This window comes from Halorussus pelagicus (assembly GCF_004087835.1).
GTDB lineage: Archaea > Halobacteriota > Halobacteria > Halobacteriales > Haladaptataceae > Halorussus > Halorussus pelagicus.
The window spans coordinates 24,849-49,679 of the sequence record NZ_CP035121.1; the positions used below are offsets into that span (position 1 = coordinate 24,849).

The following is a 24,831-nucleotide window of genomic DNA, read 5'->3' on the forward strand; positions in this document are numbered from 1 at the left end:
GCCTGAACTGGGGTTTCGATTCTGTCTGTAAGGAATCTCCATATCTCTGCCCTCCAAGGGTTTGTCCGATTCGTATCAAAGCCCTGGTCGTTCTCCGGGCTGAATACAAACCGTATATAGATTGAATCAGGGTACCACCTAGTAGAAATACGAAGTACTCTATGGCATCCTCCGCAACGGAAAGAACTAGCCATAAGTCTTTTTATCTTTTTGTGATATGATTAGATAATGACTGAAGAGACAACTAATGAGCGGCGTGAGTCACACAGTAATCAAGAGAGTACATCGGAGGGACAAGAAAGCACTAGTATACGGGGTACAAGGAGCGGATCTAACGGGATACATAGCGATGAAAAGCCACCAAACGGTGGTGGAAATGGTAGTGGAGAGCCGAGTGGTGATGACGGGAAGAGTAAGCCGACACCACCGTCTGACGAGGAACTTCATCTCTTGACGTTTCTGTGGCTGATAGAACGCAACGACACGACTTTTGATATAACTGGCTTTCAAGCTAAGCGGTTGTATGAGCAATCACTAGCTAGGGGAGACAATGTCGGTGAAGTCTATGCTGAGCTCAAAGGACCGTTCATTAGTAGTAAACGAGATACAGATCCAGTTCAGTTAACTGATAGAGCCTGCGAGTTCGTGCGACAAGCAGATGATATGCAGACAACAGTTTGTGAAGAGCTCAGCGAATCAATTGCTGACGCAATCTCGGAACAAGAGTACTTAAGCCGACTCTTGTGGCTGGCACATTCTGATGAAACGGAATTTAAGTGGTATCTTGACGAACATCGCAATCAAATCTCAGAGCCTCAGAAATTTTTACCGGTCTTCTTTACTGACGAACGACTCCAAGCTACTCCGGCTATCGGGACGGCAATGGACGAGATCGGTGATTTGACAGAGAAAATACGGGATAATATTGAGAGGAGATTGAACGATGAAGAATACCTGAAAGCTCTCGCCGTATTCTTTGGCGACACAGTAACGGCGTTACTGCAACTTAGTGCTGAAGAGAGAATTCGTTGTTCTAACGTGCAAGAAGTGCTTTCATATTATCTTCGGGAAGACGATCCAGACCAGATCTCTCAAGAGTTGCGCCAGGCAGGACTCGACGTTGACCATAATGCCTTCCAAATCGATATTGACCGATTATTTGAGAAGCATCGTGACGAATTAGAACAATGGTTATCGTTTGACCGGACAGCATGTAAGACTGCGTTTGAAACGTATTGGGAGTTGATTTTGGAGTGGAATAGTGGATTCCGCGGTAAGACAGAAGAAATGAAGCAACAACTCGTCGCTGCCGGTGCTGTCGTCCCACAAACTAAGTATTTGGCAGTCCGCGACGAGGTTTCCGATATTGCTGAACAAGTAGTCAATGAACTGTACTCAGAAATCCAAGACCGACTTAACGGGGTTGAGAACGCCGAATGCCAGGTTTTCTTCGATTTCGATGAAGCGATAGAACAAGACGAGGAGATACTAATTGTGCTCCACGGGAATAGTTGGAGCTCAAATCAATATCACTATCCTGCATTTATCAAGGGTAGTAGTAGCAATCGGTCAGATCCTGACAAGAACCCTTTTACTCAGAAGGTAGTACTGGTTCCTTCCCCACGTGAATTCGGATTTGAGGATGCGCATCTTGAGCGTGATCGATATCATTGTTCTGGGACAGCTATTGAGAAGCCAACAACAAACAGCGAATTCAGTGCACTCGGTGATGTTGACGGCCTCACAGCTGTAAAGAACGAATTTGATCAGTTTGAGTGGAAACAGCCGAACAGTTCTTCGGTTCAGCGTGCAAAGAAGATTATAGAACAACGCGAGCAGATTTCGCTTGAAGCAGCATTCGACGAAATCGCGGAGTACAGCCAACCCTATCAAGAAGCATTGTACACAATTGCAGCTAAACGAACAACGAAAACATCAATCGATCGGAGTGGCTATACTGAGCAAATACTCTGGGCAGACGTTGAAGAAACACTGGAGATCCGTTATCCCTCACTTTCAGACGCCGAGCGATCAGAGATTAAAGAAACGCTCAGAAAAATTCTCGTAGATCGTGCCGGCATTGATTTAGTTGAATTCCGAGACGAGAAACAAGTGTACGACCGATTCGGTGACCAGTTTGAGAAAAGTCTCAAAAACCGAATCCAAGACCTGTCGCTCAAAGAGCGTCGTCTCATCCATGTTTTCCTCACTAGTTGGGGAGACAAACGAATGATCCGACCTGACCTCGACTTGCAACCGAAATTCGACGTGTATCATGAATTCTGGTTTGGTGAACCACCTACAATAGACTCATCACTATTAGACCTCCTGGTTAGCTGTGGAATCTGCTCAATTGCGACCTACGTGGATTCCAATAACAATTCGACGGGGCAGAAGTACGCACTTTACCACGGTGTCCAGGAGAACACAAACCTATTCCTGAACGCGACACACGTCTCCCCCGAATCCACAAATATCGACGTCTTCGACGACTATGAAAGTGATATTCCGCAGCTCGCTGGTCTTGAATATGTAGTTGAAAACAACGGGCAGGTCTCGCGGTCGGAGCTTCGAGACGCCTTACTAAGTATTGATCGGGATGCTTGGATGGCGTTTGAGATGATCGACGGAGTCCTTGCAGAGCGCGATGATACAGTCTTCCTTGACCCTCGTCTCGTGAACGAAGTCTCTCAATGGCTTACCGAGACAAAACGTCGGTGTGTACCGAAGACTGACGAGACCGAACACTACCTGAGTCAGGCAGATGTGATAGACGTAACACTCTCCTTCGACGAGCAGAAACGAATATATGAAGGACACTTACTAACGCGTGACGAAGAACAAATTCAGGTAGTAATTGCTCCGTGGCTTACTGAAAACAACGAAGAATGGCTGGATCGAACAGCAGTCGTAATCATCACCAGTGAGTACTACGAGACCGTTCTTAACCGCCGACAAGACAGCTACGGCAATTTCCTAGCCATTGGTCTCACCGACGATAGCTTTGAATTCTACCGCAGTCTCCCGTACGATGAGATCGCGTCCCCAATAATCAACGCGTTCAACAACGACTATCCGCTTCACCGTCAGACCCTCGATATTGATACTAATGACACACCAACCGAGTCTTCTCCAGAACAATCAGAACTCACTGAAAAAGAACAGACAGTCGAAGAACTAACATCCGAGACAACCACGGACGACAACGCTGGGCCGAGTATAAAGGCTGATCAGCAGTACGAGTCACCACCAGATGGACTTGATTTGGTGGGTGAAATGTTTCAGCAACCAAATGGATCGTTCCCCGCAGACGTATTACGGGATCGACCACTCATTCTCTTGGTCCACAAGCCCCAGACAGATCGATATGGGACAACCGTTCAGTTCCTCTGTCGAGAACTCTATCACCAGCTCGAAGGCGGCCTTCCCCGCGGACATATTCGAGGTGACTCCGACAATATCGAACGCCGACTGAAAGCAGGCAGTCGTATTGAATTCATCGATGAAACAGACGGAGACTTCTTTGACCATGCTCGATCGACAGCTAACTCAATTACAGGCAATGCCGTGCGCTGGGAGCAAATTCGCCGACGTATTCAAGAGTTGGACACCCAAGGACTCGGATTCCTGGTCTTCCAGCTGCCCAGTAATTTCGTCCATGAATTTAGACAGGAGCTTCACGAACATGTCCGTCCCCATCGCCCACAAATAATCGAACTAAAACCTCGACTACCGATCGACGAGTACAGCAACAACGATAGTTACTATGAGCAAGCAATCTCAACAGCTGAAGCACTCTGGGGCTACCCAGATCTCCAAAGCGAACTCAAACACCGCGATCCTTCAACTGCGTTCGATACGTTCGACGACATCTTCACCCTCGCAGAACGCCGCGCTTGGACCCAGCTACATGACGGATTAACTACGCCAATTACGACTGACGACGAAGCACGCTCACCTGTAATGGAGGTCCGCCCAAATCAATCAGGTGATAGCAGCCGCGGCAACGAAAGCACGCTGCATTTTGCACTCAAAGTGTTCGTCGTCCGCTGGTTAATCGAATCTGAAGGATACCCGTTCAGTTCAGTAACGACGGAAACGGACACGCCACTCGCTGACAGTAGCAGCAGTAACCTGATTCCTGATATTCAGTGTAATAATACTGTTTTCGAAATCGAAACCTTGTACGGGACTGGTACACCGACCCTCTCAATCAAAGAAACAATCGAAAAGTACCGTGACCACGCATCTATATCTGAAATCCACCTTGTGGTCCCACCGCTCGCCGGCTTCCTCCACTACAACAATCTGGTTCAACTCGTCCATGACATAAACAACAACTGGGCTCTCACGGCTAAGCTCTCGATACCTGTCTTAGAATCCCAAGAGCTCGCCTCAATCAACCGACTCAAACACACCCTTCAAGGAAAAACAGAGTAACGTCCTTCACCAACTGGACATACTAAATCTAATATAGTCCTTCTATTACTCAGTTGCTCCACTACTACATTTATGACTGATACTGGAGATCTATCTTCCGTAACAGAATGGTCGTGTTAAGTTAGGAGCGTATCCGATCGCAGTCGGGCGGTTATGAGGCGTCGGTGCTGGCTGAGTCAGCGCGTTGATTTCAGCGACTTCATTCCGAAACAGCGGTGATCGGCCGCAGCAGCAACCTGTCGCCACGACACCAACACAAACCACATATAAAGCCGACAGAGTGAGACCGCGAAAAACGGTCTGCATCTCCCGATTCTGTCTAAGTTAACACGACCAACAGAATGGTGATTAGGACTTTACTGGTCGCCCCGCATCCGGCTGGTTCGTCTACGACCGCGTTGACAGTAGTCTCGGCTTTACTCTCTATCTACGAAAACGTCGAAACACTCGCCGAACGCGCCCGCGACCACCTCCGCGACTGTTACTGCAGCCAACCCAACAGCTACCCTGTCTGTACTTTCGACGAAAACTGCGGGGACGACAATAACTCACTCCTCCGCGCCCCTCCGCCATTGACGTCCTCAACTAACTCCTCGGCGACGAGGACCGCGACGACTTCGCCGACCACCTTCCCGATGATAAACTTAGCGGCGACCGCCGTCCCGTCATCCTCTACTCCTAACCAACCTATAGTACGACGGTGAAGGGCAGATATCTCTTCTCGAATCAGTCCAAGTAAGAACTATAGGGTTCTGGTATCTGTTCTGCCTATAGTTGGTACATAGTTGTGAGTGAGAAAATCACCTCCGTAGATCAAACGGAGTCAGAGGAAGCAGATAGTGCTCTTGTCGATGAAACTCCGGAGCTCCGACCCTCCCGCCAACAGGAGCGCGACCATTCCCCGGATGTGTATTCCTCGGGGTATGATCCATTTGGTGAGACTCGCGTTGGCATCGGAAGTGCTGGCGGAGATGTAACGAAACTCATCCGGCATAATGAAGGCCGTCATCGTTCTGACGGCAATCACAGCACCCGTGAAGCAGTCCGCGACAAAGTCCGTGTAACCGAGGCCTTCTGCTCTGCTCTCGATCTCCCCGCTTATCAGCAACAAGCGGCAGTCACCGCGATGACTACCATGAACCTTGATCGATTCGGTCGGCAGAAACGCCTGTCAAAAGTTGCCCTCGCAACGATCAAAGTCGTCGTTGAGTGGGACCGGTTCAACCGGATCCCTGAGGAAGCACTCCCGGATATCGATGACGACCAACTCCCGAAGCGGATGCTGGAACAAGACGAGTTTCAAAACCTGCTGGACGAGCAGGACGTTTCAAAATCCGATCTCTACAGCGTTTCACAACTCGTCAAACGTGAACTCAAAAAACACGATCACTTTCCACTGTGATTACGCCTTGTACCCGCTGAATATACCACGGCGGAGCCCTCGTTGGATAACGATACCCCCCTTACTCTGCCGATAGATACGTTATAGTAATTGTATTCAGGGCCATTATTCCTTATAGCAATATATATTTAACTATTCCCTGCGACAATACGCGGGTTGAGGGTCGTCGGTCGTCGGTTCCGCCATAAGGCGGAGCGACGGCCTGGCTGCCAATTAACACGCGAAGTTCGCCAGCCCTTCGGCAAGCAGGGTACCCAACTCTGGCCCCTTCGTAACCCCTTTTCAGAAAAGGTCAGTTCACGAGGACTCTGCTTCAGCCACAAAGGAGTATTCCAATACGCACGCGAGCTTCGAAGCTTCGACCCAGCCAACCGCTTCGGTGTACTATTCCATCGTACGCGCGTAGTTCACGAATCGCCTCTCGTCGTTAGCCAGCGACGCTCCCTTAGAGACCCTTCGGCACTCCTCCAGAGAGTTCCAACTCTCTCGAAGGCTCAACTCGCCGGGTCTCCTCACCAGCACGTATCAACGCGCCCAGTGGCAACACTGGCCAGCGTAGATACACCCCTAAGCAGCCACTGGCACACAGACGACGAAGTATCACCACACGCGGTTCCTTCGACCAATGTCCAGCCACACCAACCTCGACCAGACGTATCTCCCGCCGATCAAACAACACGCCCGCGACCGCTGGCACGAACGCTTCCCTACGGACCGCGCGCTCGAAGCCGCCTGGCGCGCCGCCAAACCCGTCGAAGCCCCCGCCGCCCGATGCAGCCACGCCCGCCTCTACGAACCCATGGACGCACTCATGCTCGTCCGCGACGGCTGGCTCCGCACCGTCCTCATCAACGACGGTCGTCTCGACACGACCGGCCTCGTGATGTGCGACGCCTGCGACGACCTCATAGACCCGATTACCGACACACGCTGTCCAACCTGCGGAGAACCCCAACCCGCTGTCCAAACCTGCGGACAAGTCACCGTCATCCGGGGAGGTGAGCACCGGTGAGCAGCCCACCGTTCCTCCACATCGACGAGTTCGACGGCACCAACGGATTCATCAAAACGAAAGCGTTCGTCAACTACAGTATCGACCTCAACAACCACACCCCCCACCAGAAAGTCATGCTGGGCAATAGCGACCGCGGCGACGTCCAACGACCCTGCGTCGTCTTTAACGAAGACATCACCCTTGACGAAGGCTGCGGCTACGTCTTCGGCGGCTTCGACAACCTCTGGGAAAACGGGGAGGAAATACAGCTGAAACTCGCACAAGGCGCGTGGATCCGGAAGATCTACGACCCTAACGACGAGTAGTGCATATCCCAAGTTCTGTACGCGACTCGGTAACCGTGGTCGGATAAAGAGAGACTCTCGAACCGGCCAGTTTAATGACTACTGGTCGAGAAGGGTTGTAGCAATGGCAGCTACACTCACCGAACCCACTGTTCTTGCTGCCGCGAAGGATACCCTCTACCCTGATCTCGACACGAGCACAGACCATTACGCCGTCACGGAAACTCAGTTCACCAAACGGACATGGGGAGGATGGGAAATCCCCGGGGATCTACGTAGCCGTCTTGCGCCGTACAATACGATCCGCCTAGCAGACGGTGAGCCTGACCTCCTCGGCGTCGGGATGCCCGCTCTCGAAGTCCTGAACGCCGACGCCACAACAACCCCGGTCACCGTAATCGAAGCGAAAGGCCACAACAGGGACCCGAGCGCAGCGGACGTCAGGCAAGGCATCAATCAGGCTCACAGCCATCTGTCTGAAGTCAACATCGGGTACGTCGCTGCTCCAATCCAAAGCATCTCCGACCAGGCACGCGCCCTCGCACGCGACCTCAACATCGGCGTTATCGGCGTCGAAAGCCCGTACGACGCAACGCTCGTCGAACCAGCTCGCGTCACCGGTGTCGGTGACTTCTCAACCACAATCGATGCAATCCGGTTCCAGGCCACCACGCATCGTCTTACCGAAGGCAGCTTCCCAGTGAACCATCCGAAGAACTACCTCGGCTACGCACTCGCCCTCGCTGTAGATGGCGATACGCCTGAGATCTACTCCGAGCACGTGATCAATAGCGTATCGGGCGGCCGCCGCGGGGCAATCCTCCTCGGTCTCGTCGACAATCAACCTGCTGGAGAAACACTCACGCACCTCGGCGCAGAAGTCGTCCGCTTCGCCCGCAACCAACACGGGAGCATCGATGCAGCACTAGACGAATTCGCCTCTTGGAAAGGCCGATCAACACCGTTTTTCGACCTTGCCCCTCGCTGGGCACAACTCGCCCGGTCAGTCGCCATCCAGTACGACCCAACCCGACTCATCATCGAAGCACTCGAACGCCTCCACCAACGCGGCATCAAACCCGCAACCATCGACGCCGTCGTCCGAGAAGCCTCCCGCATCAACCAACCACTCACCGTCGAAGTCTTCTTCACCCAAACCCGACGCGAAGACGTTCTCACCGCAGATGGAGACATCGACGAATCCATGCTCTCTGATCCGACGGTATACAAATCAGGCATCCACTTCCAATTCAAATACCACCTCTACCACATCGGCCTGCTCACAGACGGCGGAACCGACGACAAAGACGAAGTTCTCGACAACGACTGGATGTTAGAACATTTAGTCAATCTCCGTCACTTCAGCTGATTATCTGTACAGCCTACACCCACTCAAGCGCCGCGTTGTGCTGTACCACGTACTCTGGATTCAGGCTCTCATCCGGGAGCGAGATCCGCTCTCCAGTCCGGTCAAGAACCGTCCGCTGCAATAACTCACTTTCTGTCTCGAACGACGGGTTCAGTTGCAGCCGGTACTCTCGGTCAATCGTGAATAACTCCCGATTAAACGCCGCGTGATGCGTCTTGCTCAACGGCAACACGTTCGCCAAATTAGCTCTGTACTCCGGGTACTCGCTCCACGAGAGTACGTGCGCGACGTCTAACAGTCCCGGATGATCAACACCGGACACCGGGCACGTCCAGTCATGCCGTGAGACTGCTGTTGCACGGAACTCTGGATCCACCGCACGGGCATGTGTCGTCGTTTCGTACGTCCCAGCCGATACTGCCGTACCTGACGTTGTCGCCGTCCGCGCTACATCCGCCCACTTTTCAACTGCACCCTCAACGAACTCCCAGCCCTCATCAGTCAACGCATACCCTGCCCCTGTTTCTCGATAAGCTTCATGCTCCGCAACCAGTTCGCCCGTTGCCTCGCCATATCCGTCTCCCCACGACTCCACCCCCAACTCAGGGTGCGTATCCAACTGCTGATCACTAATCTCTGCATCCGCCCGCAAACCATGTCACCTACTTGTCTCTACCGGAACCCTCAACAACTGATTGCTGTTCAGGTACCTCGCCGAATTCCTCTCGCCGCTGGACCCCGTCGTAGAAGATGGTATGGAGCTGTTCCATCTTGTCCGTCGTTTCCTCAATGATCGCGTCCGGTGATTGGTCTGTATCCACGTCCCACACGAACCGAATTCGCTTCGCGGTCTTGTACCCGCTTTTTTTGCTGAGGACGTGGCGGATATCCTCAGGGTCGGTGTACCGCGTGGGCGACTCCTCTTTCGAGAGGCTATTCCACGAAGTCTCAACGTGCATGTCGTTAGCGATGACAACGTCCGTCAGCGCATCAGCGTTGTCTCGGAGGAGGTCCTTCACGTCCGTGTCCTTACTCAGATAGGTGTTCATCTGAACGTAGACCTCGTTATGAAGGGCCGGGACGATGATGGCGATATACCAGCTATTCCCGGAGATGTTGTAGTTTGTCTCCGTGTCCCGATACCCGAGTGGGTGGACGGAGAAGACGTGGTACGGCGGGCCTAGACTCCGGTGATCCTTCTCCTTCACATCATAAATGTTCTTTTTGATCCGGTTATGGTGATCGAGGTGCTTCTCACCCTTGTCGTAGAGCCGGAGGTCTTCGACACGGTCCGTAGCCTCTAGCACGAGATCGACTGTTTCGTTCTGGTGCGTCACCAACCAGTGCTCGTCGCGTCGGTACTCCGTGAAGCCGCGGAAGCCTTCGTAGCCCTTGTCTCGGAACATGTCTGCCATGATTTCGACCGCCTCTGATTTGTCGCCCATCTCGATCACTGCTTGCCCGATGTCTTCCCACTGTTTCCACGTTGCATCGGCCGTAAACTCTGGTTCGCAGACGTCTTCCGTGACGGCAAACAGGTGAATCTCACGACGATGCGCATTGTGTTCGAGCTTGCGGCGTTCCTCCCGGAGTTGGCTATCGGAAAGGCCGTCCTCACATTTCGACTCGTAGCCGACGAGTTTCGTTTGATCACGGACCACCCAGTCCAGCGTCCGGCGGTGGTCATTTTCCGGCGCAAATTCGGGAAGGCCGTCTCGCTGTGTGGCAACCACTTCGGCTGAGTCGTCGAACGAGATGCTGTCGTCTGCATGAATCGTGTTGAGGACGCGAGGGGTCTCCGCCCAGGATAAGAGAGAGGCGAAGAAGTCGTTCTGTGACTCTTCTCCGTCGACATATCGGAAAATGTTTTTTGTCACGATGGTGTTACTCCGTATAGTCGCGATGTAAAGCTCGGGCAACAATCAGCGTAGGGATGAATGCCATACTGCCGTCGTGCAAAAATCCGGTGGAAATGAAGGGGTAGAAAGGGCGGCCAAAACAAGTGGTCCAAAGGATGGGAACGGCGGCCAAGCGTTCTACTACCGATATAGGTTTTCGCGGTGGCGGGCCTCGTGGACCACGATCTCGCCAGCATTCTCGTCGACGTCGACGAAGACACGGTAGGAGCCCCAGTTGAACTTGCCGGTCGCCTGGCCACTCCACGGCGAGTAGTCCCAGTCAGTAGGCGACCGCCAGTCACAGCTAGCGACACGCTTCAGCTTCTTCTGCAGGCGGGCGGCCGCCTCACGGTCCAGCGTCTCGAAAGCCGCCTCGGAATCGCGCCGGAAGGAAATGTCGTAGGCCATGGGTGATCAGTATCACAGCCGCAGTCACGGCTGTGATACGGGTAACACCCAGTCGCAGGCCGGTGGGAACCAGACCTGCAATGCGTGTGGCCTATTCTCTATTTCAACAAATACAGCCTCATCACTTCAATTTTGCGTGAGAATACAGAACAAGGCGAGAACGACCGGACAGTATCCGCTATTCAGAGCTCGAGCGTGTCCCTACCTGATTCGTCGAACTGCCTCATTTGGAACTCCCAGTCGACAAGCGCCATGAACGTCCCCGTGAGGAACAGCGCGTTCGCAATGTTCGCTGTGATCACCTTATTGAACTCCTCGTAGGAGTAACTCCAGTCTTCAGTCGGTATACGAACCTCCTGTTGCGTCGTCTCGTTGAGCAGGTCGCCGTGAGCAATACCGTTCCGCAGCCGTGGGTCGAACTTTTTCACGATGAAATCAAAATAGACGGCGTTCATATTGTCCGTATCCGTCAGTTCACGACGGACAGATGTGGCGCGCTTCCGTTGGAGCGGTTCGTTCTCCGGACGTTCACCGTCGAGTACACGCTTCATCGCCAGCAGATTCGGAAACCCGCGTTCACAGATGTTCACGACGGATTCGTAGAGTTTCTTCCCGAACAGAACATTATCGGCAGTCAGATTCGCGGGATTCCATTTGGGGAAGTGCTCAAGAAAGGGCTGGGTGTCCTGCCGAAGTGTGGTATAGTAATCACTGTCTTTGAACGCGGTGATGTAGCTGTGAAGGTCGGCTATCTGGTCATCATCAAGCTTAAACACTTTGTCGACACATGGCTCGAACCGGTGGTACTCGTCGTAGACGGTGATAGTTGAAATCCCCTGCTCAACGGTCATTTTTGTGAACAAGAAGGCAGGGTCGTCAGGACGGGTATTGGGGTCGGCCTCGCAGGCGCGAAAGAACTGGATTTCGCGGGCGAGTTGTTCTTCTGGTGGAAGACGGTTGTACGCGGTCACTCCGGAGAGGCCATCAAGCAGGTCCGGTGAGGTCTCTTCAAGAAGTTCGCGGACGTGAGCAGTGTCGATCTCGGTCTGGTATTGGATTGAGGCCCGCTGTATCCGTTCTAATTCGGCGTCCGTCAGTTCAGTGTCGCTGGCCATGCGTTAGCCGAAAAACGCGGTCCTATAGTAGTTGGTGTCTTGATCGGCACTGGCTACGTGTCTGTGTGAGGACGCCAGAAATGGGGGGTGGGGGCGAGTTTGCTCGGGATTATCTGGATCGAACGATACTGTGAACAGACCGCCGACGGTGAATACTATTACCCCGACGAGATCCCGCCTGAGAAGGGAAAATCAGTACCTCACAAAGCATCCTCGGCTAACCGTTTCTGAAGCCTGAGTTCTGTGTCGGAGCGGTTGCACTGACGGTCTCGACGGGAGAATCATGGGTGAATCGACAGAGAGCCGTCGCTGTCGGCGGCAGCCGCCGCCGACGCGACAGCGTCGCCACTCACACCGCAGGCTGGCCCGGTCGGAGTTACCGGCTAAACCGGTCGTCCGGTGGTCGGTTTGCGGGGACGGCCCGCCGCACCGCGAGGGCCGTCCACGCTGCCCGTCGGACCATGTTAATGAACTCCCTGAACGGCCACTTCCAGAGGCGACGCCCGCCTCGGCGGGGCGTCGCCACGTACTCCCAGTGCAGATACCGCCAGACGTTCTGCAACAGCAAACTCACCACGACGTACAACAGCCGTACGACCGGATTCTGTGTTGAGGTCGTCGCAATACTCTGCTCGGAGAGCCGATAGCTCGCCTCGATACCGAAGCGTTTCGCGTAGTGGTCGAGCGTCTCGTGGAGTGTTGATGAACGGCGCGTCAGCGGCGTAGCCGTGACGCGCCACGCCATGTTCGTCATACCCCCCATTCTGATAGGTACAGTCGATGTAGACGGGAAACTCGACGGTCCAGCCGTGACCGTCGAGTTTCCCCGTCAGACTGTGCTGAATCACACGACTCCAGCCTTCCGAGAGTTCTTGCTTGATCGTCTTTCCCCAGCGGACGATCGGCATGACGTAGGCGTGGTTGTGCACCTGAAGCAGCGTCAAGCACTTGCTGTCGTAGAATTCGCGGTCAAGATACACGGCCTTGACCTCAAAGTCAAAGCCGTCGACGATACCAAGAAACTCTGCGAGGACACTGCTAGCGGTGTCGACGTCGGTAAGACGGCGCACCACCAGCGTGTAGCGTTTGTTTCTCACACGCGCGTAGAGTGTCGCGTAGACGTGGAACGCGGTGGTCCCACGCTTCGCTTGCGAATGATAGAGGCCGTCCGTGTCGTCTTCGTCACCATAGTAGGTGATATGGCTATACGTGGTGTGCTCACGGATTTTCCTGTGTTGGGATGTGGCCGAAGTCTTCTGCGAGTTCGACAAGATTCTCGAGTAGCCGTTGTTTTCGTTCGCGTTCGGAGCGTGTGGTCGGGGCCTCTTGATCTGGTTCGAGGCCGGCTTGTTTGATGGCGTTGTTCTGACTGTCGAAGCGGTTTCGGTAGGTGAGTGTGTGTTTTCCATGCGTGTTCATGTCCTCGAACATGGATGTGTGGTTGAGATCGTTGAGGAAGTATTTGAGTTCGTCGAGGAGGTCTTGGCGGCTAGTGCGGGAGTGTCCGGCATTGGGGTGAGACACCCCGCGTTTCATGAGAGTTTAGTACGAGGCAACGAGTTGGTGTTTCGAAGGGATCTCCCCCCGGTTTTCACGAGAGTTGTGGTGTTCTAAGTAGAGAGAGCGAGGTCGTGGTGGGTGAGAAGAGTAATTGGTTTGCCCCCTCTCCCCGATTTTCACGAGAGTTGGTGTCGAAGACAGTCTGGACGAAATCATGTCTAACTCTTCTTCCTATAAAATCTCACTAAAATAAAGAAGCCGTGTTAGTTTGCAGATACTGTTTATATGGAGCAGTATTAAACCTTTCTCTTATCTAAAGTTCGTTCTCGACCTCTTCCCCTGGGATCTAATGGAAACACTCGTGAAATGTGGGGGCGGGGGGGGCGAGGGGTTACGTCCGAACGCGTGGCAAAACTGTCTCGTGCCTCTCGTAAAGCGATGGGTGTGTCTCGTGAAACGGATGACTCTCGTGAAACGGTGGTTTTATGTCACACGCTGTGTCTGTCATCTATACGATGGGCTTGGAACCGTTCTCTCCTGACTCGACGATTTTTCGCGATGAATCTGTCTTACGAGACGGCTATCAGCCCGACCGCCTCATTGAGCGCGACCAGGAACTCGACCAGTACCAGAGTGCGCTCAAACCCGTCATCAATGGGGCACCGCCAAAAAACCTGTTTCTATACGGGCAAACTGGCGTTGGGAAGACACTCTCCTCGCGAATGATCGTCGAGCGACTCACGGAAGATCAGGAGCGCATCGACGGCGTCGATATTCACGTCGTTGAACTGAACTGCAAATCGTTGAATAGTAGCTACCAGGTTGCTGCGAACCTTATCAATCAGTTCCGTCCGCCGGATGAACAGATCAAGCCGACCGGCTACCCGAGCGGCATGATTTATAATATGCTGTTCGAGGAATTGGAAGCGCTCGACGCAACGCACTGCTTGGTGATACTCGACGAAATTGACGCAATTGGGAACGACGACGATATTCTGTATAAACTCCCGCGAGCGAACGACAACGGAAACGTTGAGGAGACGTACGTTGGTGTTATCGGGATCTCGAATGATTTCACGTTCCGCGATAACCTCTCTGCGCGGGTGAAAGATTCGCTAGCTGATGAGGAGATCCACTTCCCGCCGTACGATGCGAATGAGCTTGGGAACATTTTGAAGCAGCGGGCTGGCGAGGCGTTCCACGACACGACTGCGGAGCAACTCGATGATGGAAGTTACGAGTTACAGTCCGACATTTTGGAGGGTGATGTGATTCCATTGTGTGCGGCGTTCGCTGCACAAGATTCGGGGAGTGCTCGGCAGGCGCTGAAGCGGTTGTATAAAGCAGGAGATCTGGCTCGGGACGAGGAGTCCGAGGTGATTACGGAAGCGCACGTTAGGCAGGCTGATGAAATTGTGGAGCGCAATAAGATTCGTGAGGAGTTGCGACGATTGCCGACGCAAAGCAAGCTGACGTTGTATGCGTTGTTGTTATTGGAGCGGGACGATAAGACGCCATCGAAGCGTAACCGGATTTATGAACGGTATGTGATGGCTGCGAAGCGGATTGATGCGGATGTGCGGACGGACAGAACGATTCACGACCGGTTGTCGCAGCTGACGTTGAAAGGATTCCTTGATGTGGACGAGCAGAACAAGGGCCCAAAGGGAGGGTCGTATTATGAATACGAGTTCTCGATTCGACCGGATCTTGCGCAGGAGGCGCTTGAGAAGGAAGAGCGGTTAAATGAGTTGTTCGATACTGGTGGGGCGTCGACGACGCTCGACTCGTTCTAACGTTCGAAGGCGTTGAGTGTGTCGAAGGCGACGCCGACGCGAGAGGGGTGTTCCTGAATGCGAGTGCTGGTCGGATGAATCCGGTCGAAGAGGTAGATGTTCGGATGCCGTATACGGGAGAGTATTATCCGGGCATGGGAGCTTGTGTTCGACGCTCGGTTTGGAAGGGAGATGTGTCGGTAGATCCGGAGAATTCACGGGTGTCGGTTATGTTTCGAGAGGAAGAGACGTCTTCAAGTGTGGCGTTTTTTGCATGTGTGAGTGAGTAATGTACGGTTCGTTGTGTAATGTCGCGCTCGCCGGCTAGTACTGTGCTCGAGTATTATAGTGCTTTGAGGTAGTTTTCCTGCGGCTCATATAATTCACCGCGAGAGATGAGTGAGTCGATGGTCGTAGTAATATCGTCGCGAGGAAGGTCGAGTTCGTCATGAATTTCGAGCGCTGCTCGTTCCCGTGGTGCTCCTGGGGCGTCTTCGAAGTAGTTGTTCACACTCTTGATGACGCGTTTGATGCCTTCTGGGGGATGTTCGTTGCCGGTGGTTGTGGATTCGATAGGTATGTCTTTTCGCGGTTGTTTGTATGGGTTTGATATCAAGGGGATGTCGTCGACGTTCTCGAGGAGATCCTCGCAGAGCGAGACGACCTTTTGTGCGTTATTGGAATCCTTTGAGGCGTAGTCGGCTTTGAGTTCGGTGACGTATGTTTCCCAGTCGAGGCCGTCGATGTCGCGCCATTCGTGTGGGTAATAGATATCGACGAATTTGTGGCCGTAGTGTCGGTGATGATTGTTGCAGAGGGGTGCAAGATTTTTCGCGTCGCCTGTGCCGTAATAGCGAGGTGGGACAATTCTATGAACGGCGTCGACGTCGTTGTCGCAAGCAAGACAGGTGTTTCCGTATCGGTTTTTGGCTTCTGTGCGTGCTTCGTCGGTTATCGCGTCGTACTCGTCTTTGGGTTGGACTTCGTAGCCGACGGGATGAGCGGCTTGTTGCCGGTTCATGGAGAAGTATTCGTTACACTCAGGGCAGTGCTTTTTTCCCCCCGTTGCGCCAGGATTTGCAGTTCGGCCAGGAAGTTTTGTCTCGGTCGCCCCAGTCGAGTTCGAGCGGTGTGAGTTCGTTACCGCAGTCGCAAACATACAGTTCTGGAGTTGTTCGCTGGAGTCCGTGTGCTTCAGCGTCGAGAAGGATGAAGACGAGATAGTTGTGGTGTGAGTGGGCGGAGTGTGGTTGTTCGTAAGCACCGAGGAGCATATGTGCGTGTGGTTGCTGTGGTGTCTTAAACGGTGATCAGCCGGAATGTGTGATATACTGGGAGGTTATTTGACGGTATGTCTATATGATCTATGTATGGGTATTCAGGTTCCCGGCTACCGAGTACAGGAAGCACTCGACTGTCTTGAGAGCAACTGACGTCACTAGGCTCTCAACGATTAATTTGCTTCGTAACAAACGGCGTTCAGGTAGCGGTTTTTCTTCGTGCCAACTATCGCTGTTTAATCGCAGAGTGATTTTGTCCTGGATCTCATCACTCTATGCCTGGGAAATTCATTATAGTAGGCCGTCTTCGGCGTTGTTTTACTTGCTATCTTCTCTCTCATCTCGGAGGTTATCAACCAATGCCTGTATGTAGTCGTAGGAGTCCTCTTTACCAGGCTCCCGAACTGCTGTAGTTCCCGATGAACCGACTCCCTTGGGGTGGAGGTAAACATCTTTATTCTCTTGTGCGTGAATGTTCGACCAGTTATCAATGTCTAACCCAGACTCTCCAAGTGCATCTTTTAGATTAGTTGTTTTAGCACGCGAAACACCGTGAGCATCCTCTAAAGGTAAGCACAACTGCTGCTCCAGTCAAAATACGCTCTGCAACAGAGGTTCCAAGCAGGTCGGTATCTTCGAGAATTTCGGGGAATTCCTTAATCTCATCATCCTCAACCCTCCCGGTTTTCAGTACTCGCTGTAGTTCGGTATCTGTTGCATTTACTTCATCAAATAACGAATTGGAACGACCATTGCTGCCGCCAGTTGTATGCTCGTCGGTGCTTAATTCGTCTGCTGTATCCCCTTCTGTGGGGTCAACAGTAGTTTCCTGTTGTATTCCGATTCCCATGGCATCATAACTTTCAACGAAGTCGCCTAGAGCCTCCAATACGTCTGCATCGTCCTCATCTTCGGCAGCGGAAACTTCGGCTTCTAGTGGCCCCTCACGGAATATAATTTGAATATCTATTATTTTGGATATAAATTGTTTCCGTATGGATATATTGTTTGAATCATACAAGATGATCTAGACGGCACTGTCTAGTTACGCGAAACCGGCAGACGGTGGTACGATGAACTCGCGGAAGGCGCGTGGAACTAGTGTATGATAACTGTAATTTAGGGTCGAGATGCGATGAGCGGCGTGCATTCGCCGGTCTTACTCAACACCCCGACAAAGCTGCAGGAATCCGTACCGTTTGCTACCGGCCAAAGAGGCGCTGTATCGCCAATCTATTCGAGAACTGCGTAACTAGACAGTGCCATCTAGACTGTCTCTACGTACTGATGGAACTGGAATATCAGCAAACGGCTTGAGGAGTTGGAATCCGATGTATTTGACGAAGATCCGGACAAACGACTGTTACGTAGCAGATTGTACGAATTCATGCTAGTTAAAAATTCTTACTGCAGCATAAATATCAAACCCTATATACCGAGACTTTCAAAACGACTCTGTTATACATGAGTTGCATTATCCTACCTTATGAGCGAATCTGAACGCTCTCCTTCCATTTTTACAGACGCAGGGGAAGAGTGGATAACAGAATTGGTCGAAACTCTTCGTGATGGGGAATACAAGACCGCACGCAAAGAGTATGCGACAGATGATTCGTGGCGATTCGGGAATCCACGAGCAGGGAGAGTACCACAAGAACATCCGGAGTTCGGCCGGATAGTTAGAGAAGATGCTGGACCCCAGTATGTCATCACCTCGACGCACGGGAAAGACCGAGATTTCACTGCAGTAGAGGGAGAGCATACGTCTGATCCACGGTTCACCCGGTGTTATTCGATAGAGAATTTCGGAAAAGTCCGCATCTACTGTGAGGCCAAAGCACGAGACGTCGACCACCTGTTTGTCCCGATCACTGGCTGGGACGGAGAAAACTTTTCGTGGATTACAATGCCTGAAGCGTCGGATGTGACCAGAAGCGACGGTGGAACGCCTCAAGCTGAACCACTCAAAGAAGCACTCACACAGAGCGACCCAAACTGGATTCCACACGATGAAGAAGTCGGAGTCTACAACGGACGCAAGGTCCTCTTAGACTACGGAATGTTCTGGTACGATGGTCCCTGGATGATCCCCGAATCCCAAATCATGGACTGATTGGCAAACAATTTCTGAGTCGGTGATTCCGACGAAGCCGCTGAATTATGAATTAGACTCGGTATTGCTTTCCCCGCGTGCTACCTCAGGACGAGACCGTCGTGATCGAATTCTTTCTCACGAAGGATTTCAAGCCCGCTATCTGGTAATTTACTAATCTTGTTCGTTGACCACGCCAGTAGTGTCCTCGCTGGAAGCCGCGACATCAACCACATCTTCGCATTCGATAGTGACTTTCGGACACTCGGATTCACCCTCATCCCCGAGGACGTCAGACGACTCTGACTGACGAGTTTCTGCTCGCCGAGTAGTGTCTCATTCTCAGGTTGACTAGCGAGGTCGGCACCAGGAAACTCATCTTCCGTCAGTATTGGGGGTAGCAGAGTTAACCAACATACGGGCTGGATTGGCGGATAGTTGTTGGTTAAGACCACCAGATACGGGGTAGCAGAAGCGATGACGATGTTGATGACAAGCTAAAACTGCACAGTGGTCTGTGCAAAATCCCCGGAAGGAAGCGTGTTGGGACCACATCAGTTAGATTTACGACCACATTGGTGGTTTCGACGCTGATTCCAAGTGGCGTTTGTCCACATCCGCGAGCAGACTAATCGTGGATTCAGAACGACCTGTCACCTAATTCTATCGACAGACTAATCTCCGAATTTTCAGAAAATCAACTTGATGATTGTGACTACGATTCTGTGTCTGTAGCGCCATCAATGAGTGTACTAAAACGCGTGAGGAGGTCTTCAGCGGACTGTAAAGTGGTGGTCAGTCGGTATCCCTCATCGTTTTTCTCCACGAAATCGAGAGTAGGATACGAAAGTAAGGTTCAGTACTTCACAAAGCCAGTTAGTTGAGACGTCTGCTTGCAGAAGGTGTGTCTAAAACCCAGCAAGCAGACGGTGAAATCCACAAGGACCGGCTTCTTAACTTCCTCGTCAACTCCCTTAACGAGGAAGTTGCACTCACACTCGGAGAGAACGCCAAACTCGACGCTCAAGACATCTACGAGGTCCTCGTCGGCGCTTGCGCCGACGGGACCTCCGTCTCGACGCTCTGTGAGAGAAATGAAGATGCACCGCACGAAAACTCGGTTCTCTACCATCTCCGGACCAAGTTCGACCTGGAGGCACTCGAAGAAGTTGGGAACACGCTCCTCCAGAAAGACGTTCTCGACGTCCTCCCCCAGCAGATGGAGGTCGTCGCGGACCTCCACTTGCGACCCTACTACGACCAATATAGCGGTATCGAGGGACCTCTCGAAGCCTCTGAGTTAGATCTCGACAGTATCGATACCTAACTGGGACGTGACCTCTATCGATTGCCCCATCGTTCGCTCTTATGTAGAACTGTGGAACGCCCCGATAACGAGACACTCAATGGCTGAATCGATGGATTCGCCCACAAGGGTGAGTGAGCGAACGATGCCGAAGGTGTGAGCGGCCTGTTCCAAGCCCTGCTTGGACAGGCCGCGGAACTTCCGTAGCCACGGCTTGACGAGCGAGAACAGGCACTCAGCCTGATTGATGTGGACGCCGTCGGGCGATACGTACCGTTCCTTGTGCACGACGGGTCGATGGTCATGCTCCATTTCTCGGTAGGCTTGGAGTCCGTCGGTCCAGACCTCTCCCAGTGGCTGGGAGAGGTCTTCAGCCGCCTGAATCACTGGCTCAAGATCACCGTCGTAGTCGATGCCGAGTTGGCCGCGGATCACGCGAAGCGAGTCGCGGCACGCCGCGACGAGCGTCAACTGATCGCCGTGACGGCCCCGCCAGCGTGAGCGGCCAGTTTGGGACGAGCCGCCGCGAGAACGGCTGTGCCGCGGCGGCTCTTGGCCTTTGTAGCCCGAACAGACTGCACCAGATTCGTCGACTTGGATCGGTCCGTCGATGGTTTGGTCGAGGAGGCTCCAGACGACGGGGAAACCGCGATGAATCGCGGTTTCCACCTCCCGAATCGCGGTGTGAATGGTTTTGTAGGCTCGCCCGACCAACGGCGCGATCTGGTTGATCTGAGCAACGTATCGGCGTAGAGGGTGAACGCGAAAAGTACCTCACCACAGGTGAGGTGCTTCTCGTGGAACGGCGTTCCGTAGGTGTAGACCGGCTTGAAGTTGCAGTCACGGCACCACACGCGGTCGTGGTGTGGCCACGTTTGAACGGAGTTGTGCCCGCACCGTGGACAGGACGTATTCTCTCAGAATTCCTTGAGTCGCCGCTCGATGCGGGCATCGAGCGGTTCGGTGTCGATCTCGACGACGCCCAGCTCGATCAGCTCTCGAAACATTGCGCCGAACGCCGGCTGAGCAGACGACATACTCCCAGATTATGGCTGGCTCAGTGTAACTACAGGGGCTTTCCGCAGCTCTATATAAGAGCGCCATCGTTTAACCAACACAAAGCGCTATCCGACCGGCTAGCGCATAGTCTGTTGGTTAAATCACCTGCCTCGCAACTACTCCTCACACTTCCCGAAGGAGGTCTCAAAAAACTCCAGCACCCAATTTAGCTCATCGGACAAGCAGATCATCTTGTGCGTTGTTGAAATCCATTAGATTACGAGATGACATGTGCGATGCGTGGTTCGAATTCACCACGCATCTCCTGTCAGATTCGGAGTAACTTGACCGTAGCTATGCTGAGTACAGAAGATGTAGTCAGCAGGTTGAGAAACCGAATGCGGGATTTGTCCACCCGAAATCAACCGTCTCGCTCAGAGCGTGTCGAGTATCCGGATCATACGGAATACGGGGGTTTCACGAGTGGTTAGGAGTGCCTCACTATTACTTGTGTTCTAGGGACACAATCTAATCCCGAAACTTGGGGGTTACGGTCAGGCGAGATCGCGCGACTCCACGTCAACCAGTTTGTCGGTGTCGACTCCGACGACCCACACATTGAGTTCGAGGAACGGAAGAACGGCCCAAGCACAGTCAGCCTTCTCTACGGCTTGGACGCCTACCGGGAGCGCCAGCACGAACTCGTCGATGACTACGACGAGTGGAGTGGCTACCTCTTCCCCTCAACACAAGCCGAGACGGGCCACATTGACTCGGATACTGTCCGGAATCGGTTCCACCGACTCGCCAAACAGGCTGGTGTCCGCGTCGACGGTGGCCTCCCGAAGCCCCACATGGCCCGCCGATTCTGGTATAGCCAGTACCAAGACGCCCTTGCAGACGTGCTCGACCGCCTCGATATCATCGCTGACGAACAGGGGAGTTCCTCCGCGGACGTGGTGCATCAGAATTATCTTTCCGAGGAGAAACGTCGAGAGGCCCGGCGGCCTGCGATGCGAGAGTTGCTCGCAGACGCGTTCGGTAAGTAGTTCGAGGTATCTTCCAACACGATTAATGATAGGTCTCGAAGGATGAGGGACCTTGTCCTTGTGCGGCCTATTCGAAGATGTCAAGTACGGGACCTCCAACTAGGAGTAATAGCGATGGTCCCGGAATGCGCTCGCGTTGTGGGCTGTCAGCTGTGACAGGCTCGTTCTTATTTAGAGCTGTGGAAGGGGGATCTGACATGAACTGGTCCTGCTGTCTTCCGGCGATTTGAACGCCCACTCGCTCAACTTGAAGCCCCAATACGTGGACGACCTCTTTCCACGTTTCTACATATGAGCGAGATAACGATAGCCGAGGGTGTCCTGTTACCGGCGGACGTTGAAGAGTTAAAGACGCTCGACTTGCCACGAAGGCCCTCCCAGTGCGTCTGCCGCTACTTACGGCATCGTCAGTACCGGATGTTGCTTTTTAATTTCGTGCTTGACCGTATGCTGCTAACCCCATTAAAGACATACCTACACTTAATGGATTTATCTCTGCCCCATCATACGTTATAGCTATCCCACATCCGGCCAGCCAAATCGCGTCATATACTGCAGACTCAAGCTCAGGTGTTCCGCCACTTGTTCTAAAATCGTTTCCTTCCTTGACCGCGGCACGATAACGGTCACTAATTGAGTCACATTTATCGGGTATATTGTCCAATATATCTAATCCATTACGAGCTACAATTTCACTCTTAATTGCTTCCAGACCGCATTCATAGCGTTTGTAATACTGATGCTCACTGATAGTATTAGATACCCAGTCCAAGTCCTCTGTTAAGATATCTTCTAAGTGATATTGAAGATATGTTCTAAGGTTCCGTTCATCTATATCTCGGATATATTGAACGAGAGATTTATTTAGTTCTTCTTTTTTGAATATTCTGTGTGATTTTCTATAACAGTCGCTAATTCTATCCATTACATATGAAAAGGTTCTGCCTTTCAGTTTTGATTGCTGTATTAAATATCGGTCTATTTCATCAAGGTTCCTATAATTCCTTTCTTTCCATATTTCTATGAATTGGTTGGCTCTTCCCAAATATTTCAGTTGATTTGATAAGTCTTGGGTGAAAACATCCAGTTCTTCTCTATCCCCTTCACCTAGTTCTGAGAGACTAGCTTCGAAGTTAGACATCTGTTTATGTGATACGAGGAATCTATTTATTTGAAACTAATGATATCGTCTATAGGGACTTGGTAATCGATTGAAATGATTGAGCAAGGCAAGATAGATAAACATTAGGTTCGTCCCAATTAAGTCCCAGTCATCGGCTCCTCCTCGGACGGTTTTGGGTAATTAGACAGTACCCTATTCTCAGTTTTTAATACCGCTTGAATAAAGAAGTCGTGCTACCAACGATGCTAGAGCGATTTAACAGTCTCACAGAAATCTATTCATCTCCGATGTCGGAGAGTCGAGTCTGAATTTCGTCAGCGTCGGCGTCTGAGAGGGCTTCGAGACCGAACTGCACGAGGAGTGGGTAGAAATGCCGGTTCTTCTTGAATTCGTCACGACCGGCTTTCCGGAGTTTCAGTTGGGACTCAAGGTACGTATCCTCCAAATCATCGAGGATGTTGTCCGGGATGTAGATCGTCCGGCCGTTCCACTCGTCCTTGATGTTCGTCTTGCTCGTTTTATTCGTTTCACTCGATGAATTCGTTTCCTTCGTTTCGTTCGGTGAGCTCGTCTTCTGTGTTTCAGTCGATGAACTGGTTTGGTCGGTTTCAGTCGCCTCGTTCGTTTCTTCTTCCTTGTTGTTCTCGTAGTTGCCTTCGATACCTGAGGCATCACCCCAGCCATCACTCATGTTTTCACCTCCTCCGGAGCAGTCTTCTCAAACGTCTCGTCAAGGAGATCAGCGATTTCAGTGAATAACTGGCGGGCATCCTCAACGCGCTTGTTCTCTTTGTCGAAGCCGAAAATGGACGTTCCTTGGCCGATTGATTGGGACAGGTCGGTGCGCTTCGGAATCTGGAAAACCGGTAGTGAATATGCTGATTCGATTTCTGCAATCGTATTCCGGTGTTCGCCATTCTGCTCGACGCGATTGCACATGATTGCGAGACGGTTGATGTCCCCGTAGGCTGGTTCGAGCGATCTGAGCTGTTTTGCGAAAATCTGGAGGCTATTGGCGTTTAGCTTCTCCGGAATCACAGGGATAATCACGTTTCCTGTTGCGACGAGTGCGTTATCGGTGAGAACGTTGAGTGACGGTGGGGTATCGACGATGATGTAATCGTAGTCTTTGTCAAGTTCATCGAGGGTCATCCCCAGTCGCTCTCGACTCTTGGGAGCTTCGAGCAGCGTCTGGATGTTCTTATTATTCGCGAGCTTCTCGCTGGCAGGGAGAATATCGAACTCCTCATGTTCGACGATGACATCGTTCACTGCCTCCATTTGGTCGAAGTCGAGTACGTCGAAGAGCGTGGTCCGGTCTGTGTCGTAGTAGAGATCGTTGTAGCCGAGTGAGCATGTGAGCCCGCCGTGGTAGTCGATGTCGACGAGGAGGACATCGTGTCCTCGTGCGGCGAGAGCGCCGCCAGTATGGATGACATCCGTTGTTTTCCCGGCACCTCCTTTCTGATTCGCTACGGTGATTCGTGAAGTGTTCGTGTCGCTCATATCGGTCGTTATGTGTGATGAGTTCGTTGTGCTCGTTTTGTTCGTTTCGCTCGTTACGATGGGTGCGTTCAGTGCGGGTGTTTCGCTCGATGAATGGAATACCACCCTGTTAAATCCTACCGTTCGTTATGCTCATTGAATAGAACGTATTCGTTTTTATCAATTAATTCGTTACGCTCGTTTCTTTCGTTTCGTTCAACGAGTACATAGATAGTCGGTTTCAGCGCCATCTAATTTAATCCGGAGAGGCCGTTCATTACCCTCGCCCCA

The 24,831-nt window shown here is 52.3% G+C and carries 18 protein-coding genes and 3 pseudogenes; 9 read left to right on the top strand and 12 right to left on the bottom strand.

Annotated elements, in window-relative coordinates:
* Positions 1-228: 228 nt before the first annotated feature.
* The 5 genes from EP007_RS16675 to EP007_RS16695 all read left to right on the top strand — a co-directional run bounded on the left by EP007_RS16675 (position 229) and on the right by EP007_RS16695 (position 8,510).
* A complete protein-coding gene (locus tag EP007_RS16675; RefSeq protein ID WP_128478907.1) occupies positions 229-4,440 on the top strand; it encodes a hypothetical protein in 4,212 nt (1,403 codons plus the stop codon).
* A 787-nt stretch (positions 4,441-5,227) separates the two neighbouring features.
* Entirely contained in the window at positions 5,228-5,842 is a 615-nt protein-coding gene (locus EP007_RS16680; protein WP_243700511.1) for a DNA-directed RNA polymerase subunit epsilon, read from the top strand.
* Positions 5,843-6,467: 625 nt separating this feature from the next.
* Positions 6,468-6,854: a hypothetical protein gene (locus EP007_RS16685; RefSeq protein WP_128478909.1), complete on the top strand. Its 387-nt coding sequence runs from the start codon at positions 6,468-6,470 to the stop codon at positions 6,852-6,854.
* Positions 6,851-7,162: a hypothetical protein gene (locus tag EP007_RS16690; protein WP_128478910.1), complete on the top strand. Its 312-nt coding sequence runs from the start codon at positions 6,851-6,853 to the stop codon at positions 7,160-7,162. Before EP007_RS16685 ends, EP007_RS16690 begins: the two co-directional genes overlap by 4 nt.
* A gap of 103 nt (positions 7,163-7,265) precedes the next feature.
* Positions 7,266-8,510 (top strand): hypothetical protein, encoded by a 1,245-nt coding sequence (locus EP007_RS16695; RefSeq protein ID WP_128478911.1) that lies wholly within the window; start codon positions 7,266-7,268, stop codon positions 8,508-8,510.
* 13 nt (positions 8,511-8,523) lie between these two features.
* Here EP007_RS16695 and EP007_RS17710 read toward each other — a convergent pair whose 3' ends face one another.
* From EP007_RS17710 to EP007_RS17720, 6 genes and pseudogenes are all read right to left on the bottom strand, one after another.
* The gene (locus tag EP007_RS17710; protein WP_243700512.1) at positions 8,524-9,015 is read right to left on the bottom strand and encodes an HNH endonuclease; all 492 of its coding nucleotides are present in this window, start codon (positions 9,013-9,015) and stop codon (positions 8,524-8,526) included.
* A 157-nt stretch (positions 9,016-9,172) separates the two neighbouring features.
* The gene (locus EP007_RS17715; protein WP_166035700.1) at positions 9,173-10,387 is read right to left on the bottom strand and encodes a hypothetical protein; all 1,215 of its coding nucleotides are present in this window, start codon (positions 10,385-10,387) and stop codon (positions 9,173-9,175) included.
* Between the two features lie 162 nt (positions 10,388-10,549).
* The gene (locus EP007_RS16705) at positions 10,550-10,816 is read right to left on the bottom strand and encodes a type II toxin-antitoxin system RelE family toxin (RefSeq protein WP_128478912.1); all 267 of its coding nucleotides are present in this window, start codon (positions 10,814-10,816) and stop codon (positions 10,550-10,552) included.
* Between the two features lie 182 nt (positions 10,817-10,998).
* Positions 10,999-11,931: a hypothetical protein gene (locus tag EP007_RS16710; protein ID WP_128478913.1), complete on the bottom strand. Its 933-nt coding sequence runs from the start codon at positions 11,929-11,931 to the stop codon at positions 10,999-11,001.
* A gap of 376 nt (positions 11,932-12,307) precedes the next feature.
* Positions 12,308-13,124 (bottom strand): annotated as a pseudogene (locus tag EP007_RS16715) (ISH3 family transposase); the annotation flags it as partial.
* Between the two features lie 25 nt (positions 13,125-13,149).
* Positions 13,150-13,467, bottom strand: a complete 318-nt coding sequence (locus EP007_RS17720) for a homing endonuclease associated repeat-containing protein (RefSeq protein WP_166035702.1) — start codon at positions 13,465-13,467, stop codon at positions 13,150-13,152.
* A 479-nt stretch (positions 13,468-13,946) separates the two neighbouring features.
* Here EP007_RS17720 and EP007_RS16720 point away from each other — a divergent pair, with 479 nt between their 5' ends.
* A complete protein-coding gene (locus EP007_RS16720) occupies positions 13,947-15,227 on the top strand; it encodes a Cdc6/Cdc18 family protein (RefSeq protein WP_128478914.1) in 1,281 nt (426 codons plus the stop codon).
* 322 nt (positions 15,228-15,549) lie between these two features.
* On the opposite strand, the gene EP007_RS16725 is transcribed toward EP007_RS16720, so the two are convergent.
* Positions 15,550-16,227, bottom strand: a complete 678-nt coding sequence (locus EP007_RS16725) for a hypothetical protein (RefSeq protein WP_128478915.1) — start codon at positions 16,225-16,227, stop codon at positions 15,550-15,552.
* 794 nt (positions 16,228-17,021) lie between these two features.
* Positions 17,022-17,507: a hypothetical protein gene (locus EP007_RS16730; RefSeq protein WP_128478916.1), complete on the bottom strand. Its 486-nt coding sequence runs from the start codon at positions 17,505-17,507 to the stop codon at positions 17,022-17,024.
* Positions 17,508-17,972: 465 nt separating this feature from the next.
* Between EP007_RS16730 and EP007_RS16735 the strand changes: the two genes are divergently transcribed.
* A complete protein-coding gene (locus tag EP007_RS16735; protein WP_128478917.1) occupies positions 17,973-18,599 on the top strand; it encodes a hypothetical protein in 627 nt (208 codons plus the stop codon).
* 883 nt (positions 18,600-19,482) lie between these two features.
* Positions 19,483-19,860, top strand: a pseudogene (locus EP007_RS16745) (ISH3 family transposase); the annotation flags it as partial.
* Positions 19,861-19,944: 84 nt separating this feature from the next.
* On the opposite strand, the pseudogene EP007_RS16750 reads toward EP007_RS16745, so the two are convergent.
* Positions 19,945-20,921 (bottom strand): annotated as a pseudogene (locus EP007_RS16750) (IS1595 family transposase).
* A gap of 525 nt (positions 20,922-21,446) precedes the next feature.
* On the opposite strand from EP007_RS16750, the gene EP007_RS16755 reads away from it, so the two are divergent.
* Entirely contained in the window at positions 21,447-21,932 is a 486-nt protein-coding gene (locus EP007_RS16755) for a hypothetical protein (RefSeq protein WP_243700513.1), read from the top strand.
* A 427-nt stretch (positions 21,933-22,359) separates the two neighbouring features.
* Here the strand turns inward: EP007_RS16755 and EP007_RS16760 are convergent, their stop codons facing one another.
* The 3 genes from EP007_RS16760 to EP007_RS16770 form a co-directional block, all read right to left on the bottom strand.
* The gene (locus tag EP007_RS16760) at positions 22,360-23,073 is read right to left on the bottom strand and encodes a hypothetical protein (protein ID WP_128478919.1); all 714 of its coding nucleotides are present in this window, start codon (positions 23,071-23,073) and stop codon (positions 22,360-22,362) included.
* A gap of 256 nt (positions 23,074-23,329) precedes the next feature.
* Entirely contained in the window at positions 23,330-23,746 is a 417-nt protein-coding gene (locus EP007_RS16765) for a hypothetical protein (protein WP_128478920.1), read from the bottom strand.
* On the bottom strand, positions 23,743-24,561 hold the full coding sequence (locus EP007_RS16770) for a ParA family protein (RefSeq protein ID WP_128478921.1): 819 nt from the start codon (positions 24,559-24,561) through the stop codon (positions 23,743-23,745). The genes EP007_RS16765 and EP007_RS16770 overlap by 4 nt, the downstream gene beginning before the upstream one ends.
* Positions 24,562-24,831: the final 270 nt, after the last annotated feature.